The sequence below is a fragment of the Vreelandella alkaliphila genome (assembly GCF_016107625.1).
GTDB classification, from domain to species: domain Bacteria; phylum Pseudomonadota; class Gammaproteobacteria; order Pseudomonadales; family Halomonadaceae; genus Vreelandella; species Vreelandella alkaliphila.
This window is the reverse complement of sequence record NZ_JABASV010000007.1, coordinates 61720-75967: the sequence shown is the minus strand read 5'-3', so window position 1 is coordinate 75967 and position 14248 is coordinate 61720. Positions and strand designations below refer to the sequence as shown.

General features: G+C 49.8%; 15 protein-coding genes, 1 tRNA gene, 1 other RNA gene and 1 pseudogene. 8 read left to right on the top strand and 10 right to left on the bottom strand.

The features are described 5' to 3' along the window. Positions 1-12 precede the first annotated feature (12 nt). The gene (locus JFC11_RS12030) at positions 13-1506 is read left to right on the top strand and encodes an MFS transporter (protein ID WP_095603056.1); all 1494 of its coding nucleotides are present in this window, start codon (positions 13-15) and stop codon (positions 1504-1506) included. A 183-nt stretch (positions 1507-1689) separates the two neighbouring features. Here JFC11_RS12030 and JFC11_RS12025 read toward each other — a convergent pair whose 3' ends face one another. After that, the gene (locus JFC11_RS12025; protein ID WP_038484912.1) at positions 1690-2106 is read right to left on the bottom strand and encodes a MarR family winged helix-turn-helix transcriptional regulator; all 417 of its coding nucleotides are present in this window, start codon (positions 2104-2106) and stop codon (positions 1690-1692) included. 126 nt (positions 2107-2232) lie between these two features. On the opposite strand from JFC11_RS12025, the gene JFC11_RS12020 reads away from it, so the two are divergent. Further along, positions 2233-2799, top strand: a complete 567-nt coding sequence (locus JFC11_RS12020) for a YIP1 family protein (protein WP_198349622.1) — start codon at positions 2233-2235, stop codon at positions 2797-2799. Positions 2800-2882: 83 nt separating this feature from the next. On the opposite strand, the gene JFC11_RS12015 is transcribed toward JFC11_RS12020, so the two are convergent. From JFC11_RS12015 to JFC11_RS19155, 4 genes are all read right to left on the bottom strand, one after another. Then, positions 2883-3311: a DUF488 domain-containing protein gene (locus JFC11_RS12015; protein ID WP_198349621.1), complete on the bottom strand. Its 429-nt coding sequence runs from the start codon at positions 3309-3311 to the stop codon at positions 2883-2885. A gap of 631 nt (positions 3312-3942) precedes the next feature. Next, on the bottom strand, positions 3943-4383 hold the full coding sequence (gene trxC, locus JFC11_RS12010) for a thioredoxin TrxC (protein WP_198349620.1): 441 nt from the start codon (positions 4381-4383) through the stop codon (positions 3943-3945). A gap of 188 nt (positions 4384-4571) precedes the next feature. After that, a complete protein-coding gene (locus JFC11_RS12005) occupies positions 4572-4901 on the bottom strand; it encodes a chaperone modulator CbpM (RefSeq protein ID WP_198349619.1) in 330 nt (109 codons plus the stop codon). Positions 4902-4904: 3 nt separating this feature from the next. Then, positions 4905-5846: a DnaJ C-terminal domain-containing protein gene (locus tag JFC11_RS19155; RefSeq protein WP_198349618.1), complete on the bottom strand. Its 942-nt coding sequence runs from the start codon at positions 5844-5846 to the stop codon at positions 4905-4907. Between the two features lie 322 nt (positions 5847-6168). On the opposite strand from JFC11_RS19155, the pseudogene JFC11_RS19185 reads away from it, so the two are divergent. The 3 genes and pseudogenes from JFC11_RS19185 to JFC11_RS11990 all read left to right on the top strand — a co-directional run. Further along, a pseudogene (locus JFC11_RS19185) lies at positions 6169-6261 on the top strand (hypothetical protein); the annotation flags it as partial. A 191-nt stretch (positions 6262-6452) separates the two neighbouring features. Next, positions 6453-6932 carry a hypothetical protein gene (locus JFC11_RS19005; protein ID WP_232482890.1) on the top strand — a complete coding sequence of 160 codons (480 nt, stop codon included), beginning with the start codon at positions 6453-6455 and terminating at the stop codon, positions 6930-6932. A gap of 166 nt (positions 6933-7098) precedes the next feature. Beyond that, positions 7099-7443 carry a TraR/DksA family transcriptional regulator gene (locus JFC11_RS11990; RefSeq protein ID WP_198349617.1) on the top strand — a complete coding sequence of 115 codons (345 nt, stop codon included), beginning with the start codon at positions 7099-7101 and terminating at the stop codon, positions 7441-7443. A 60-nt stretch (positions 7444-7503) separates the two neighbouring features. Here the strand turns inward: JFC11_RS11990 and JFC11_RS11985 are convergent, their stop codons facing one another. The 5 genes from JFC11_RS11985 to JFC11_RS11965 all read right to left on the bottom strand — a co-directional run bounded on the left by JFC11_RS11985 (position 7504) and on the right by JFC11_RS11965 (position 10086). After that, positions 7504-8142 (bottom strand): DUF2238 domain-containing protein, encoded by a 639-nt coding sequence (locus tag JFC11_RS11985; RefSeq protein WP_232482889.1) that lies wholly within the window; start codon positions 8140-8142, stop codon positions 7504-7506. 34 nt (positions 8143-8176) lie between these two features. Continuing rightward, complete coding sequence (locus JFC11_RS11980; protein ID WP_332838107.1) at positions 8177-8548, bottom strand: cation transporting ATPase C-terminal domain-containing protein; 372 nt, start codon at positions 8546-8548, stop codon at positions 8177-8179. 273 nt (positions 8549-8821) lie between these two features. Next, an RNA gene (gene ffs, locus JFC11_RS11975) (signal recognition particle sRNA small type) lies at positions 8822-8918 on the bottom strand. 55 nt (positions 8919-8973) lie between these two features. Next, positions 8974-9050: transfer RNA gene (locus JFC11_RS11970), tRNA-Met, on the bottom strand. A 103-nt stretch (positions 9051-9153) separates the two neighbouring features. Further along, positions 9154-10086 carry a choline ABC transporter substrate-binding protein gene (locus tag JFC11_RS11965; RefSeq protein ID WP_198349614.1) on the bottom strand — a complete coding sequence of 311 codons (933 nt, stop codon included), beginning with the start codon at positions 10084-10086 and terminating at the stop codon, positions 9154-9156. A gap of 191 nt (positions 10087-10277) precedes the next feature. Between JFC11_RS11965 and betI the strand changes: the two genes are divergently transcribed. The 3 genes from betI to betA all read left to right on the top strand — a co-directional run bounded on the left by betI (position 10278) and on the right by betA (position 14154). Then, complete coding sequence (gene betI, locus JFC11_RS11960; protein WP_176472079.1) at positions 10278-10901, top strand: transcriptional regulator BetI; 624 nt, start codon at positions 10278-10280, stop codon at positions 10899-10901. Positions 10902-10911: 10 nt separating this feature from the next. Beyond that, positions 10912-12381, top strand: coding sequence for a betaine-aldehyde dehydrogenase (betB, locus tag JFC11_RS11955; protein WP_198349613.1), 1470 nt, complete (start codon positions 10912-10914; stop codon positions 12379-12381). A 99-nt stretch (positions 12382-12480) separates the two neighbouring features. Continuing rightward, the gene (betA, locus tag JFC11_RS11950) at positions 12481-14154 is read left to right on the top strand and encodes a choline dehydrogenase (RefSeq protein WP_038484933.1); all 1674 of its coding nucleotides are present in this window, start codon (positions 12481-12483) and stop codon (positions 14152-14154) included. Positions 14155-14248: the final 94 nt, after the last annotated feature.

The following is a 14248-nucleotide window of genomic DNA, read 5'->3' as shown; positions in this document are numbered from 1 at the left end:
GACGATACGACCATGAAAGTTTCCGCTGTATTCAAGTTTCGCAGCCCCGAAATTCGGGCCTTGCACCTGACCTGGATTGCCTTCTTTATTACCTTTTACGTGTGGTTCAACATGGCGCCGCTCGCGTCGAGCATGCTCAAGAGCGTCGACTGGCTAACCACGGATGATCTCAAGCTGTTCGCCATCTGCAACGTCGCCTTAACGATTCCCGCGCGTATCATCGTTGGTATGGCACTGGATCGATTCGGCCCGCGACGGGTGTTCTCGGTGCTCATGGTCACTATGTCGCTACCGGCGCTGGCGTTTGCTTTCGGTAACAGCATGACGCAGCTACTAGTGGCACGCCTGGTACTGAGCTCGATTGGCGCCAGCTTCGTGGTCGGTATCCACATGACGGCGCTGTGGTTCAAGCCCAAGGACATCGGCTTCGCCGAAGGCTTCTACGCTGGCTGGGGTAACTTCGGCTCCGCCGTCGCGGCCATGTCGCTGCCGACCATCGCTCTAAGCTTGTACGGCGGCGCCGATGGCTGGCGCTGGGCAATCGCCCAGAGTGCTATTGTTATGGCCGCTTACGGTATTTACTACTGGTTCGCGATTACCGATGGCCCGGATGCTCAGGCTCACCGTAAGCCACGCAAATCCGCTGCCATGGAAGTGAGTTCCTGGGGCGATATGATCAAGCTAATCATCTGGACGATCCCACTGGTTGGCGTACTCGCCATTCTGGTCTGGCGTATTCAGTATATGGGCTACTTATCTGTTACCGGTGCGACCATCGCTTACCTAGCCATTATCGCTATCGTCATCTATCAAATTGTCCAGATACTGCGAGTCAACCTACCGATCCTGCGTAAGGGTGTACCGGAGGATGATAAGTACTCGTTCAACAGTGTGGCGGCGCTTAACAGCACCTATTTTGCCAACTTTGGCGCTGAACTCGCAGTGGTATCGATGCTGCCCATGTTCTTTGAGGAGACTTGGGGCCTGAATGCCGCTACCGCTGGCCTGATTGCTGCGTCATTCGCGTTCGTCAATCTGGTGGCGCGCCCCATGGGCGGCATGGTTTCCGACCGCATGGGCAACCGGCGTTTTGTAATGCTGTGCTACATGTTTGGCATTAGCGTTGGGTTCTTACTGATGGCTTTGCTCAATTCAAGTTGGCCACTGATTCTGGCCATTGCGGTGACCATCGGCACCTCGATATTCGTGCAAGGGGCCGAGGGAGCAACCTTCGGTATCATTCCCTCCATCAAGCGCCGCATCACTGGGCAGATATCCGGAATGGCCGGCGCTTACGGTAATGTTGGCGCGGTGGTGTACCTAACCATCTTTACATTTGTCACTCCATCGCAGTTCTTCTACATCATCGCCACCGGCGCTTTCATCAGTTGGGTTATCTGCTTGGTGTGGCTCAAGGAGCCAGAAGGCGCTTTCGATGACGAGTACTACGTCTCTTCTGTTGATAGAGACATCGAAGAACAGGCTTTACAGAGTGCCAAGCACTAAAGAATCACCTGTAGCATCACGGCACTGTTCGCGTCGATTGGATTCGGACAGTGCCTCTACTGTTCAGCAACTAACCGAAATGCCATACAGCACACTTAAGAGCTATACACGGCAATCGCCCCTATCATTTCTGACAAGGGTACGGAATGTATACTGGCTATTTTAAACCTTCTAAGTTCTACATTAAGTGGACGTATTCCAGCCAGGAAATGGCGTCTCTTCCTGCAAATGACGCAATTCAGGTTGATGAGCTTCAGCAATCTGCGTCACCCGATTCACGCCCTCTTCCAATAAATGCACTTCTATTTGACGACGATCCTCACGCCCTTGCCGCCGCACAACCAACGATAGTTGCTCACAGCGGTCGACTAGCGCCACCACTCCATGATGTTTTGATTGAAGCCGCTCAGCAAGTTCCCCTACCGTTGCCCAATCTCTGCCATGGAAGCCACGAAGATGTAGCAGTAATTGATACTGCAATGGCGTCAGCCCATAGCGGCGACAGATATCTTCACTCTGGCGAAGAAAACAACGTAATCGATAACGAAATTGCGATAACCGCTCAAAGTCATTTTTATCAAGGGCTTGTTTTTTAGTCATTTTCCAACTCTGTTTACCACATACTCAACTATGGCTGACTCGCTAATTTATAGCGTCTTTAAAAAAACACAATATCACATCATGATATAAATAATCATTGAAATTACACCTTCAAGGAGACCTGGAATGAGAGCACTCACTTTTCTCAAATTACCATTTAATCATCGTGAAGGCTGGAAAGAGTTACAGACTTCCTGCCCCTCCATTCCTTTACTAGCGTGGCTGGTGGTTTTACCCATGTCGCTCTTACCGCCAGTAATGCTCTATTATGCGGGCAACCATTACGGCGATACATTTATGGTGGGCTTTGCTGACCGAGAGTGGCGTTTTATCACCACCATTATTTTCCTTGCAGAGATATTGAGTTTTTTCGTTATCGGGTGGGTAATCTACGCTGTAGTCAATGGAACTGAAGAGCTATCTATTAGCTATCAAGATGCCTATTTACTTGCCGGGCTTGCACCACTGCCTTTATTTGCCTCGTCGTTGGCACTCCTGGTACCCAACTTATTTTTTAATGTCGTGATTATACTCAGCGGGCTGGGCATCTCTTGCAGCTTGATTTACCACGGCTTACAAGCACTCTGTACTCAGCAAGAAATTTATGTTGCTACTATCTCAGCCACTTACACAATTATGGCTGCCAGTGCTCTGGGATGGGGTATTTTGTTTGCGGTTATCTGGGCTTATTAAGCGATTAACATTAGATGCACTGGCCTACAGGGGCACTAAACCAGTCATCATCAAGCAAAATGATGACGCGTTAAGCAAACGGCCTAACGCTGGGAAGTGGGTAACGTGTGCGCTAGGCAGGGAGAGGAGCAAAATTCACGATCACTCGCGTCTTCCTCTGCAAGCGCTAATAGCGTCAGTTCTTTTATTACCGAAAGGTGGGAATCGTCAATTTGACGAGCGGCAGTGAGTAGGGTCACTCGCCCCGCGCGTGCGAATCTCATTAAAGGCAGTAGCTTATCAGGGCACGCCTTCAGCTCACTCCTGTATCGCTCAAGAAAGAGTGGTTTACTGATTTTTTGCTGACGATACTGACGGCATAGTTGAGATGCAGGTGCTATCTCCGGGTACCATTCATCTAGAGCAAGCAAGCGACGTGATAGGCTTCCAGGCCATAAATCAGCCAATACACGAGTACCGTCACAAGCCTCTATCGGCGCATATATTTGCTTGAGCATGATTTCATAAGACATCGGCTATATACCTCTGCCGGCGAGCCCATGGCTTAAACGAGCAATTTATAGCATAGCAGCAATATAGAACTAACATCATATAACATTTTCTATCAATCGACACTTTTAACCCCCTGCAACTTATTTATCAATAGTTATTAATTAACAACCGTTTAAAAAAATTTATTTAATCCAAGCGAAGGTGCGACATAGAAACAATCGCACAAGAGAAAATCGAAATCAACATATAAAGTAATTTTAAATATTCAACAACATAAAAAAACTTAGGCCTAGTTACATAATATATAGCAGCATCAAAATACTCAAAATAAAACCAGCATCAAACTGAATCGAAAAATCTAATAAGTAGCACGCTGTAGCTATTTTTCACGCTGACGCGTCTATAAGAATTATTGACATAGGAATGAAGGAGCTTACGCCTATACGTGACACCACCCTATTTCGTTAATTTTCTATAAAAATAGGTTATATCATTCAAGACCTCCATTAACCAACGTTAACTGAACATCTCATAAATTTAACGGTGTTAGTTGTGGAAAGAAAGTCATTACTTGCTGGCCAATTCGCAAATTTTGATGATACATAGCAATATTAAATCAATTCCAACACTGTCCTCATCTGCCCCACAGAATTAACGACCCTTTCTTTCTTTACTCAGTTGCTGCTGAATCCACGTTTTAAGCTCAGCTGCAGACACTACACCAGTGAGGCGCGCAACCTCCACGCCCTTATAAAACAGGATCAGTGTTGGGATACTACGGATATTGTAGATCGCGCAGGCTTCTGGTGCAGCGTCGCTTTCCACTTTGACAAACCGTACCTCTGGCATCTGTTGGGCGCTGGCGGCGAAATGGGGCGCCATCGCCTTACATGGCCCACACCAAGTGGCCCAGAAGTCAACGAGTACAGGTAGTTCTGTAACTGAGATAAATTTAGGTAATAATGCATCGCTAAGGGCAACAGGCTCGGCGGCCATCAATATAGCTTTGCATCGCCCACAAATAGGTGCATCGTCAAGACGTTCGGCGGGTATCCGATTGGTAGTACCACAGGACGAGCAGACTATGTACATGGCAGGACTCCTTCTAATTGCACGTAAACCAGCGCGAATCCAACAACAACAAAAACAAAGGGTCATCGAACCCTTTCCTTTGATTCGACACCCCCCCAAACCCCTTGGCCGCAGAAACTGGGTGCAAGGAGTATTGGAAAGAGCACGCATAAAAAACCAGTGATACTAATCTAGGTCTAGGGGAAAGGTCAGCTAGGGCCATCGGCGTCATCAATGAGCCCAGCAGCTCGCAATCTGCTCTTTAAACGCTGGTTCTCCTCTATCAGGTCAGCCGCCAGGGCTGCTAGCTCGGGCACTGCCTCAAAGTCACGTTCCAACTGACACATTCGTCGAGCACGGGTCAGGTCGTGGCTGGTAAAACGCCAGTTCGCCACATAGGGCGAACCGTCGGCTAACAAACCGCTCTCAATGCGCTCTATGATCCAATCAGGTTTCACCGAACAGGCGCGAGCCAGATCTTCAAGCGTAAGGGTCACCTCGTCAATCAATTCGCCGCTAACGGTATGCTGCTGTGCCATGCGCTAGCCTCCCTTTCGTTGGCGCGGATCAAAAGCGAATTCACGTGCCATGGTTTTATATAATTCTCGTGCTTTATCGGTATCAGCCGGAGGTAGCACCACTTCAAGTTCCATATAAAGATCACCCGGCTCCTGCCCTGGAATACCACGCCCCTTGAGGCGCAGCTTACGACCGGTTTGAGATCCAGCTGGTACTTTGAATCTCACCATTCCTGAAGGTGTTGTCGTTTCGATGCTCGCCCCTAAAGCTGCTTCCCAAGGAGTTATCGGCACCGTTTGATACACATCCCGCCCATCGACCCGATATTGTGAGTCTAGCGTGAAGTGAATCTCTAAATAGAGGTCACCTGATGGGCCCCCTCCAACGCCAGGGCTGCCCTGCCCTATAAGGCGAATATGTTGGCCTGCCTTGATACCTTTGGGTATCTGAACACTGAGGGTGTGCTCCCGAGAGGCCACACGCCCCTGAGAATCAACTTGCGGCACTTGCAGGATGATCGTACGGTTAGCGCCGTGGAAAGCATCTTTCAAGTCGATATTAATCTTGGCATGACGGTCTTCGCCACGCATTTGATAGCTGCGTCCCTTTTGCCTAGTCCGGCCTCCTTGACCAAACAGGTTGGCAAAGAAATCACTGAACTCACTGAGATCAGCCTCCTCGAATCCACGCCCACTGAATTCAAAGCCCGCATCCCACTCAGGAGATGGCTGGAAATCCTGCCCCGATCGATACTGCTGTGCCAACTGGTCATAGGCGAGACGCTTCTCAGGGTCGGATAGCACCGCCTTAGCTTCGTTAACCTCTTGCATGCGTTGTTCAGAATCGGGTTCTTTACTGACATCGGGATGAAACTTACGCGCCAACTGACGGTAAGCCTTCTTGATCTCCTCGGCCGTCGCAGTCTTCGATACCCCCAACACTTGGTAGTAATCCTTAAATTCCACTTATGAAAGCTCCAGCAAAGAACCGTATAAAAGACCCCGTTCATACTAGGAAGATTGGTAGTTGTATTTTATTTGGCTTCAGCAGTTTATTGTGGTGGATCAAGGGAACATCTTATAGATAAGTCTAGCCTGTTTTTTCAGACGAGAAGCAATTTAAAATAGTAAAAAAGCCTTAAACAGCGATAAAATTGAGATAGCTCAATTTATTTAAAAAATTCAAAAAAATTATTGATTAATGTTGACTATAAATAAGGCAAAATGTTTTTTAAAATCAATATAATTGAATAGATATAGTTAGAAAAATAATACCACTTGAGGCCACATGCGCATGTTTTTCAACGATACTCAGCACGAAAGCCAAGACAGGCTTGTGCGTGCTTCGTTGGCGGGCTTGACCCTTGGTATTTCGCCTGCCTCAGTCATACTTACTTACCTGGATTGGCTTTCTAGCCTAGCTCTTTCGCCTGTGACTCAGACTCACCTTGTGCATAAAGCCATGAAAAAACAGCTACGCTTAATTTCTTGGGCAAGCCATTCAACACTCGACCCTGACGCTGAACCCTGTATAGAGCCATTACCTCAAGACCGACGTTTCCGAGACCCTGCTTGGCGACTCTTCCCTACAACTTGCTTTACCAAAGTTTTTTACTCCAACAGCAGTGGTGGTATAACGCTACAATCGGTCTACGTGGGCTATCACCTCATCATGAACAGGCGGTTGAGTTTGGTGCGCGCCAATGGCTTGATGTGCTGTCGCCTTCAAATTACCTGCTGACCAACCCTGTCGTCATCAGGAAAACCTTGAATAACGGCGGTGCAAACTTACTCTATGGAATACAGCACTGGTGGGAAGATATTCAGAATCATACTCTTGGTAAGAAGCCGGAGGGGTCCGAAAATTTTGTAGTTGGGCGTGACCTCGCAGTGACACCAGGCAAGGTCGTATACCTCAACCATTTGATTGAGCTGATCCAGTACTCACCTGCCACTGATAAGGTTCACTCGATGCCTTTGCTGATTGTGCCAGCCTGGTTCATGGTGGCCTGCGTGGCTAGCATGGCTAGCATGGCTAGCATGGCTAGCTGAACGCTCAGGGCCGTTTGCTAAATCGCCCAACGTCGGGTCTAAGACCTACCCCTCTCTCGCGGATGCCCCAGGTAGCTATGTACATCAAGAGTGAACAATATCAAGAGCCATGTTTCCAAATTGATCTATTATGAATTAATTACTAACTTGTACCGCTGGGGGCTATATGGCCATACAAGACAGTACACGAGCCAGAAAGGCCCTACTAGAAGGCCTAAGGACAGAACTTCAAGAGAGGCTGCAGCGCTACAAAGAGCATCAGCATCGAATCAGTGGTGCCCTGGAGAAAGACCTTGAAGAGCAGGCAACGCAAGTTCAGAACGACGAAGTGGTTGACCAACTTGAAAATGAAGCTACGTCGGAGCTGACCCAGATAGAACTCGCCTTAGCACGTATTGAGGCGCAACTGGGTGATTACTGCGAGGAATGTGGCGGTTTAATTGCGCCTGAGCGCCTGAAAGCACTGCCCTATGCTACACGCTGCAAAGACTGCAGTATTATATACAAGTAAGTGTTAGCTTTATGACCGATACTTGCGATTACTTAAGTTAGCAAATAATGGTTGAATTGATTAGTTTTTTTCAAATCGCCGTTTCATAAAATAAACCACACAGGCTAATAGTGCTCCCATAAGTGCCAGTGCCATATCTTTTTGAGCATCCCAGATATCTCCCTGTGCCCCCAGATAGGCTTGGCCTAACTCTTCGCTAAATACTTCTGCTGAAAACCATTCGATAAGTTCATAGAGTGAGGAATGGGACATAATAATCATCACCGGAATAAGCCATCGCAGAAAGGAATCTAAGGGGAAAAGCCTTTCCATCAGCTCTGCCACAAGTGGCAGTATTAATAAACCATAGAGAAAATGCACCCATCGATCATACTGATTACGCTCGAAGCCAAGGCAATGATCTAAAGAGAAACCAAACAGTTCTTGCCACCATAGATCATATGGCACCTCGGAATAAGTGTAATGAGCACCGATTTCATGGAATACCAGGAAGAGAAAAATACAACTCCACGCTAGACGTGAGATATTCCGCCAATACCAGATCCACCCCAACACAGGCACTGCCATAAACACCAGTATATTCTCAAGTAACCAATCAGACCGATAATGGGGCCCAAGCGCTAACCATGTCCATATGAACACAAAGCCAAAGAAGAGCCAGAGAAGATAAGGGTCACGCTTTAAGCGCTGAGGCTTCATTTGATCACTCTTCGGCACACTATTCTCTCCCTACTCAGTGGTCGAACCAACCACCCCTTCGAACTAGGTATTTTTCGGTCTCCAGCACACACATCATAGCGATTCCCATGCTAATCACTAATAAACCATCCATAAAATCTAGTGGCCGAGTATCGAATAGACTATGCATGATCGGCAGATACGTGAAAGCAAGTTGAGAAATAAAGACTACCGTGATCGCTATCAACACAGTGGGGTTCCTCAGCACGCCAAGCAAGTTAAATGAACTCGTGTGTAGGTAACGCACGTTAAATAGATAAAAAATCTCTAATACCACGATGACATTGACCACCAGAGCGCGGGCCATTACAAGCTCATCACCTCGGCTAAGTGAGTAAAAGAAAATACCCAGCGCCGCCGACGTCACCCCCAGATTGAATAGCGCTAAGCTTCCGTCCCTGCTGGCTTGCAGGTTTGACACTAAAGCCGAAACGCGCGGATTACGATGCTTCTTGCTGAATCAATGCTGCAGAAGATGCCTATTGAAGAGATGTAGTAAAAGAGTTCCGAACGCAGCGAGGTTTATTTAGAAGGAAGATATGAGGAGGCTTACAACAATACAGAACATCGCAGCTTTTCGTAGAACCACTACAAAAGAAGTTATGCTAGATTTAGGTGAGAACGACAGAAATGGAGGCGGCCCCAAAAGCCACATCCCGGCACACGCAGCCACCACTACCGTTGCTCCCTTCCGGGCCTGGCGGGGTTTGCAGTTTAGCGTTGCGGGAGGACCTAAGGGGCCACCATAACGGTACACTCTGATATTTCTAAGTGAGTGTACTAATGCTGATGTGGTGGCTACGCCCTGATTTGAACAGGGGACCCCATCATTATGAGTGATGTGCTCTAACCAGCTGAGCTACGTAGCCTTTCCCTCATCAACGGGTGCAGATTATGCCTATCTTAACTATGAAAGGCAAGCCAAAAACGACCTACCTTTCATTCAACTACCCTGTTAAGTGAATAGTGTACTTATAAAGCTGCTTGGACTGCTGGCAGCGCTTCTTCGCCAGCTCGAGTAGTCACCCCTTCGAGCCATGCTGCTAACACATCATCGTTTTCATTAAGGTAACTACGCGCTGCCTCTCGCGGATCCACCCCATCGTCCATAATGGCGCTCATCAATTGGTTTTCCATTTCCAGGGTGAACGTCATATTTTTCAGCAGTTCACCAACATTAGGGCACGCTTCAACAAACCCTGCCCGGGTATTGGTATGCACGGTTGCGCCCCCCAGGTTGGGGCCAAAATAGTCGCCAGCATCAGATAAATACGCCATATCAAAATTAGTGTTCATTGGATGCGGTTCCCAGCCTAAAAACACCATCCATTTTTCATTAGGCACCCTCGCGCGAAGCTCAGCCAGCATACCCGCCTCGCTCGAATCGATGACTTGCCAATCACCAAGCCCATAGGCGTTATCATCAATCATTTGCTCAATCAGCTCGTTACCATCATTGCCAGCTTCAATGCCGTGTAAACGCTGCTCAAACTGATCAGCATGCTCTGCCAGATCATTAACGGAGGTCACGCCCGCATCATAGACATATTGGGGCACTGCCAGGGTGTACTTAGCTCCCTCAAGGTTGACCACTAAGCGCTCAACCTCGCCACGCTCCACATAGGGGTCGCTGATAGAGGCCATCGATGGCATCCAGTTACCTAAAAAGACGTCAAAATCATTATTACCCATGCCCGCATAAGCAATCGGCACCGAGACAGTATCGACACGCGTTTCATAACCAAGTGCTTCCAGTACTTCACTAGCCAATGCTGTCGTTGCTGTAATATCAGTCCAACCCACTTCTGCAAAGCGAACACTACTACACTCATTAGCATAGGCAGCTGCCGGTAAACAGGCAGTCAGCAGTAATGTACTTAGGCTTCGTGTGTATGTCCGTTTCATGTTGATCTTCCCCATTATCGGTTTTATATGAACACGCTCTATACGTAACAGTCGTAGAGACGAGAAAACAACGCAGGCTTTTATTGATTGAACGTTCAATAAAAAAATGTCATCATGGTCAGGTAATCATGCCTACTCCTGGTTTTCAAGGACAGGAGCCAATGGGCATTCAACGTCAGTAGGAGATAGCTGTGCCTAAGGTGGGAATGGAACCGATACGCCGCCAGCAGTTAATTAAGGCTACCATGGCGGCCATTGACGAAGTTGGTTTAGCAGAAGCAACCGTCATGCGAATTGCCCGTCATGCTGGCGTTTCGGCGGGCATTATTAGTCACTACTTTGGCGGCAAGGATGGCCTGCTGGAAGCAACGATGCGGCAGATCTTAACCGATCTTAGTGACGCCGTTGCAGCACGCCGCCGTGCGTTAGAAGACGACTCCCCCCGGGCGCATATTGGCGCCATCATCGAAGGTAACTTTGATCGCACCCAGGTGACCGGCCCTGCCGCCAAAACATGGCTCGCCTTTTGGGCTAGCAGCATGCATAAGCCCGTGCTTCAGCGGCTTCAGAATGTCAACGATCGCCGTTTGTATGCCAATTTATGTCATCAATTCCAGCGCGTCATGCCCCGTGCAGACGCTCGCAATGCCGCCCGTGGCCTAGCCGCGATGATTGATGGTCTATGGCTGCGTGGTGCACTTACACCAGAAGGGCTCGACGCCGCTGAAGCGCGACATCTTGCGCACACCTATCTCGACCAACTGCTTATTCATCATGGATGCCAGCAACGTGCATCCACTGCAGAAACACAGTAAGGAGACCAACATGGCCGCTCAAGATATTCAGCCACTTTATATTGATGGTCGTCCGGTAAACGCCACTTCAGGCGAGACATTTACCGTTTCAAACCCCTACGATGGCAGCCTGCTTGCCACGATTGGCCAGGCAAGCCAAGCTGATGTTGATAGCGCTGTAGAAGCTGCTCAACGCGGACAGCGTCAATGGGCTTCAATGACGGGCATGGAACGCTCACGTGTTCTGCTGCGCGCTGTTGCACTGTTAAGAGAACGCAACGACGAGCTTGCCGAGTTGGAAACTCAAAATACCGGCAAGCCTATTAGTGAAACCGCCAGTGTCGATATTGTGACCGGTGCCGACGCCTTGGAGTACTACGCAGGCCTTGCCCCCGCTATCGAAGGCAGCCAGATTCCGCTGCGTGATAGCTCCTTTGTGTATACCCGTCGCGAGCCACTCGGTGTCATTGGCGCCATTGGCGCCTGGAACTACCCCATTCAAATTGCCTGCTGGAAAGCCGCACCTGCGTTGGCAGCGGGCAACGCCATTGTCTTCAAACCCAGTGAAGTAACACCGCTAACCGCTATCAAGCTGGCTGAAATTTTCACTGAGGCAGGCCTGCCTAACGGTGTTTTCAATGTCGTTCAAGGCGATGGCCGCGTTGGCGCGATGCTGACTGAGCACCCTGGTATCGCCAAGGTATCGTTTACTGGCGAAGTCGGCACGGGCAAAAAAGTGATGGCCGCTGCTGGTGGCTCTACGCTGAAAGACGTCACTATGGAACTAGGCGGTAAGTCTCCGCTGATCGTGTTTGCCGATGCTGATTTAAATCGTGCTGCCGATGCCGCCATGATGGCCAACTTCTACTCCAGCGGCCAGATTTGCACTAACGGCACTCGCGTGTTCGTGGAGCGCAGCGTCAAAGACGCCTTTGAGGCGAAGCTGGTTGAACGCGTTCAGCGTATCAAAGCGGGCGACCCGATGGACCCCAGCGTTAACTTCGGCCCGCTAGTAAGCTTTGAACATCAGCAAAAAGTGCTTTCCTATATTGCCTTGGGTAAAGAGCAAGGCGCACGAGTATTGGCAGGTGGCGATGCGTGGAATAGCGGTGATTGGGCGAAGGGTGCCTGGGCCGCGCCCACCATCTTCACCGATTGCACTGACGATATGCGCATCGTAAAAGAAGAGATTTTTGGCCCAGTAATGTCCGTACTCGCCTTTGAAGGCGAAGATGACGTTATTCGTCGCGCTAATGACACCAAATACGGTCTGGCGGCGGGTGTATTCAGCGAAAGCTTAAACCGTGCTCACCGAGTTATTCACCAGTTGGAAGCTGGCATTTGCTGGATCAACACTTGGGGCGAGTCTCCTTCTGAGATGCCGGTAGGTGGTTACAAAGAGTCGGGCATTGGCCGCGAGAACGGCGTCGAGACGCTCAATCACTACACCCAGACTAAGTCCGTACAGATCGAGATGGGGCCATTTGAGTCGGTGTTCTAAGCGAAGTAATGGACGCTCCCGGTAGGTATATCGAAGAGAAGTATCTCTTTTATGCCTACCGGCTCATTACCCATCATTCGGCTCCTCCAAGGTAAAAGCATGTCTCAATCACGCGAATTTGATTACATCATTATCGGTGCAGGCTCGGCCGGTAATGTACTGGCTACCCGACTCACCGAAGACAGCGACGTCAGCGTTTTGCTGCTTGAAGCAGGCGGCCCTGATTACCGTTTCGATTTTCGCACCCAAATGCCTGCCGCACTGGCCTACCCGCTACAAGGCAAACGCTACAACTGGGCATTTGAAACCGATCCCGAACCGTATATGGATGGCCGCCGTATGGAGTGTGGCCGAGGCAAAGGCCTGGGCGGCTCTTCACTGATCAATGGCATGTGCTATATCCGTGGCAACGCCCTGGATTACGATAACTGGGCCAAGCAACCCGGCTTGGAAGAGTGGGATTACCTCAGCTGCCTGCCCTATTTCAAAAAGTGCGAAACCCGCGATATTGGCCCTAATGATTACCACGGCGGCGACGGCCCGGTCAGCGTGACCACGCCGAAAGCTGGCAATAATCCGCTTTACCGCACGTTTATCGAAGCGGGGAAGCAAGCGGGCTATCCAGAAACCGAGGATGTTAACGGCTACCAGCAAGAGGGCTTTGGCCCCATGGACCGTTTCGTCACGCCCAAGGGGCGCCGTGCGTCGACTGCACGCGGCTACCTGGACACTGCCAAGCAGCGCAGTAACCTGACCATTGAAACCCACGCAGTCACTGATGTGATTGAATTTGATGGCAAACGTGCCGTTGGCGTGCGTTACGAGCAAAAAGGTCAGCCACACAAGGCCCACGCTCGCCGGGAAGTGCTGCTGTGTGGCGGTGCCATTGCCTCACCACAGATTCTTCAGCGCTCTGGCGTAGGCAACCCCGAATGGCTTCGGGAATTAGGCATTTCAGTCGTCCATGAGCTACCCGGCGTAGGCGAAAATCTCCAGGACCACCTTGAGATGTACATTCAGTACGAATGCAAAGAGCCTATTTCGCTGTATCCGGCGCTGAAATGGTACAACCAGCCAAAAATTGGTGCCGAGTGGTTATTTAAAGGTACTGGCGTTGGCGCCAGCAACCAGTTTGAATCCTGCGGTTTTATTCGTAGCAATGATGAGGAAGAGTGGCCAAACCTGCAGTACCACTTCCTGCCCATCGCGATCAGTTACAACGGTAAAAGCGCTGTTCAGGCACATGGCTTCCAGGCCCACGTTGGCTCGATGCGCTCGGAAAGCCGTGGACGAATTCGCTTAACCTCGAAAGACCCACACGCGGCACCCAGCATCTTGTTTAACTACATGGCCAAAGAGAAAGATTGGCAAGAGTTCCGCGATGCGATTCGCTTAACCCGCGACATCATCGCGCAACCAGCGTTTGATAAGTACCGTGGCCGTGAAATTTCCCCTGGCCCTAGCGTACAAAGCGATGAAGAACTCGATAACTTCGTCAAGCAACACGCTGAAACGGCTTATCACCCGTGTGGCAGTTGCCGCATGGGCGAAGGTGAGATGGCAGTGACCGATAGCCAAGGCCGCGTACATGGGCTCGAAGGCCTGCGCGTTGTCGATGCTTCGCTGTTCCCGGTGATCCCTACCGGCAACCTAAACGCGCCTACTATTATGCTGGCGGAGAAAATTGCTGACCGCATCCGTGGACGTGAACCTTTGCCACGCGCCAAGGTGGATTATTACGTCGTTCACGGCGCACCCGCTAAACAGGTTTAGTTGCAGCACCCAAACCTGCATGCAACATGCTAAACGCCATGGCCACTCGCCATGGCGTTTTTTTATGGCCTATTTACGCTACAGTAAAGAGACT

Bases quoted from the DNA above. Each gene is read 5' to 3' on its own strand.
- JFC11_RS12030 (WP_095603056.1), top strand. From the start codon at position 13: ATGAAAGTTTCCGCTGTATTCAAGTTTCGCAGCCCCGAAATTCGGGCC.
- JFC11_RS12025 (WP_038484912.1), bottom strand. From the start codon at position 2,106: ATGACTAAAAAACAAGCCCTTGATAAAAATGACTTTGAGCGGTTATCG.
- JFC11_RS12020 (WP_198349622.1), top strand. From the start codon at position 2,233: ATGAGAGCACTCACTTTTCTCAAATTACCATTTAATCATCGTGAAGGC.
- JFC11_RS12015 (WP_198349621.1), bottom strand. From the start codon at position 3,311: ATGTCTTATGAAATCATGCTCAAGCAAATATATGCGCCGATAGAGGCT.
- trxC (WP_198349620.1), bottom strand. From the start codon at position 4,383: ATGTACATAGTCTGCTCGTCCTGTGGTACTACCAATCGGATACCCGCC.
- JFC11_RS12005 (WP_198349619.1), bottom strand. From the start codon at position 4,901: ATGGCACAGCAGCATACCGTTAGCGGCGAATTGATTGACGAGGTGACC.
- JFC11_RS11990 (WP_198349617.1), top strand. From the start codon at position 7,099: ATGGCCATACAAGACAGTACACGAGCCAGAAAGGCCCTACTAGAAGGC.
- JFC11_RS11985 (WP_232482889.1), bottom strand. From the start codon at position 8,142: ATGAAGCCTCAGCGCTTAAAGCGTGACCCTTATCTTCTCTGGCTCTTC.
- JFC11_RS11965 (WP_198349614.1), bottom strand. From the start codon at position 10,086: ATGAAACGGACATACACACGAAGCCTAAGTACATTACTGCTGACTGCC.
- betB (WP_198349613.1), top strand. From the start codon at position 10,912: ATGGCCGCTCAAGATATTCAGCCACTTTATATTGATGGTCGTCCGGTA.
- betA (WP_038484933.1), top strand. From the start codon at position 12,481: ATGTCTCAATCACGCGAATTTGATTACATCATTATCGGTGCAGGCTCG.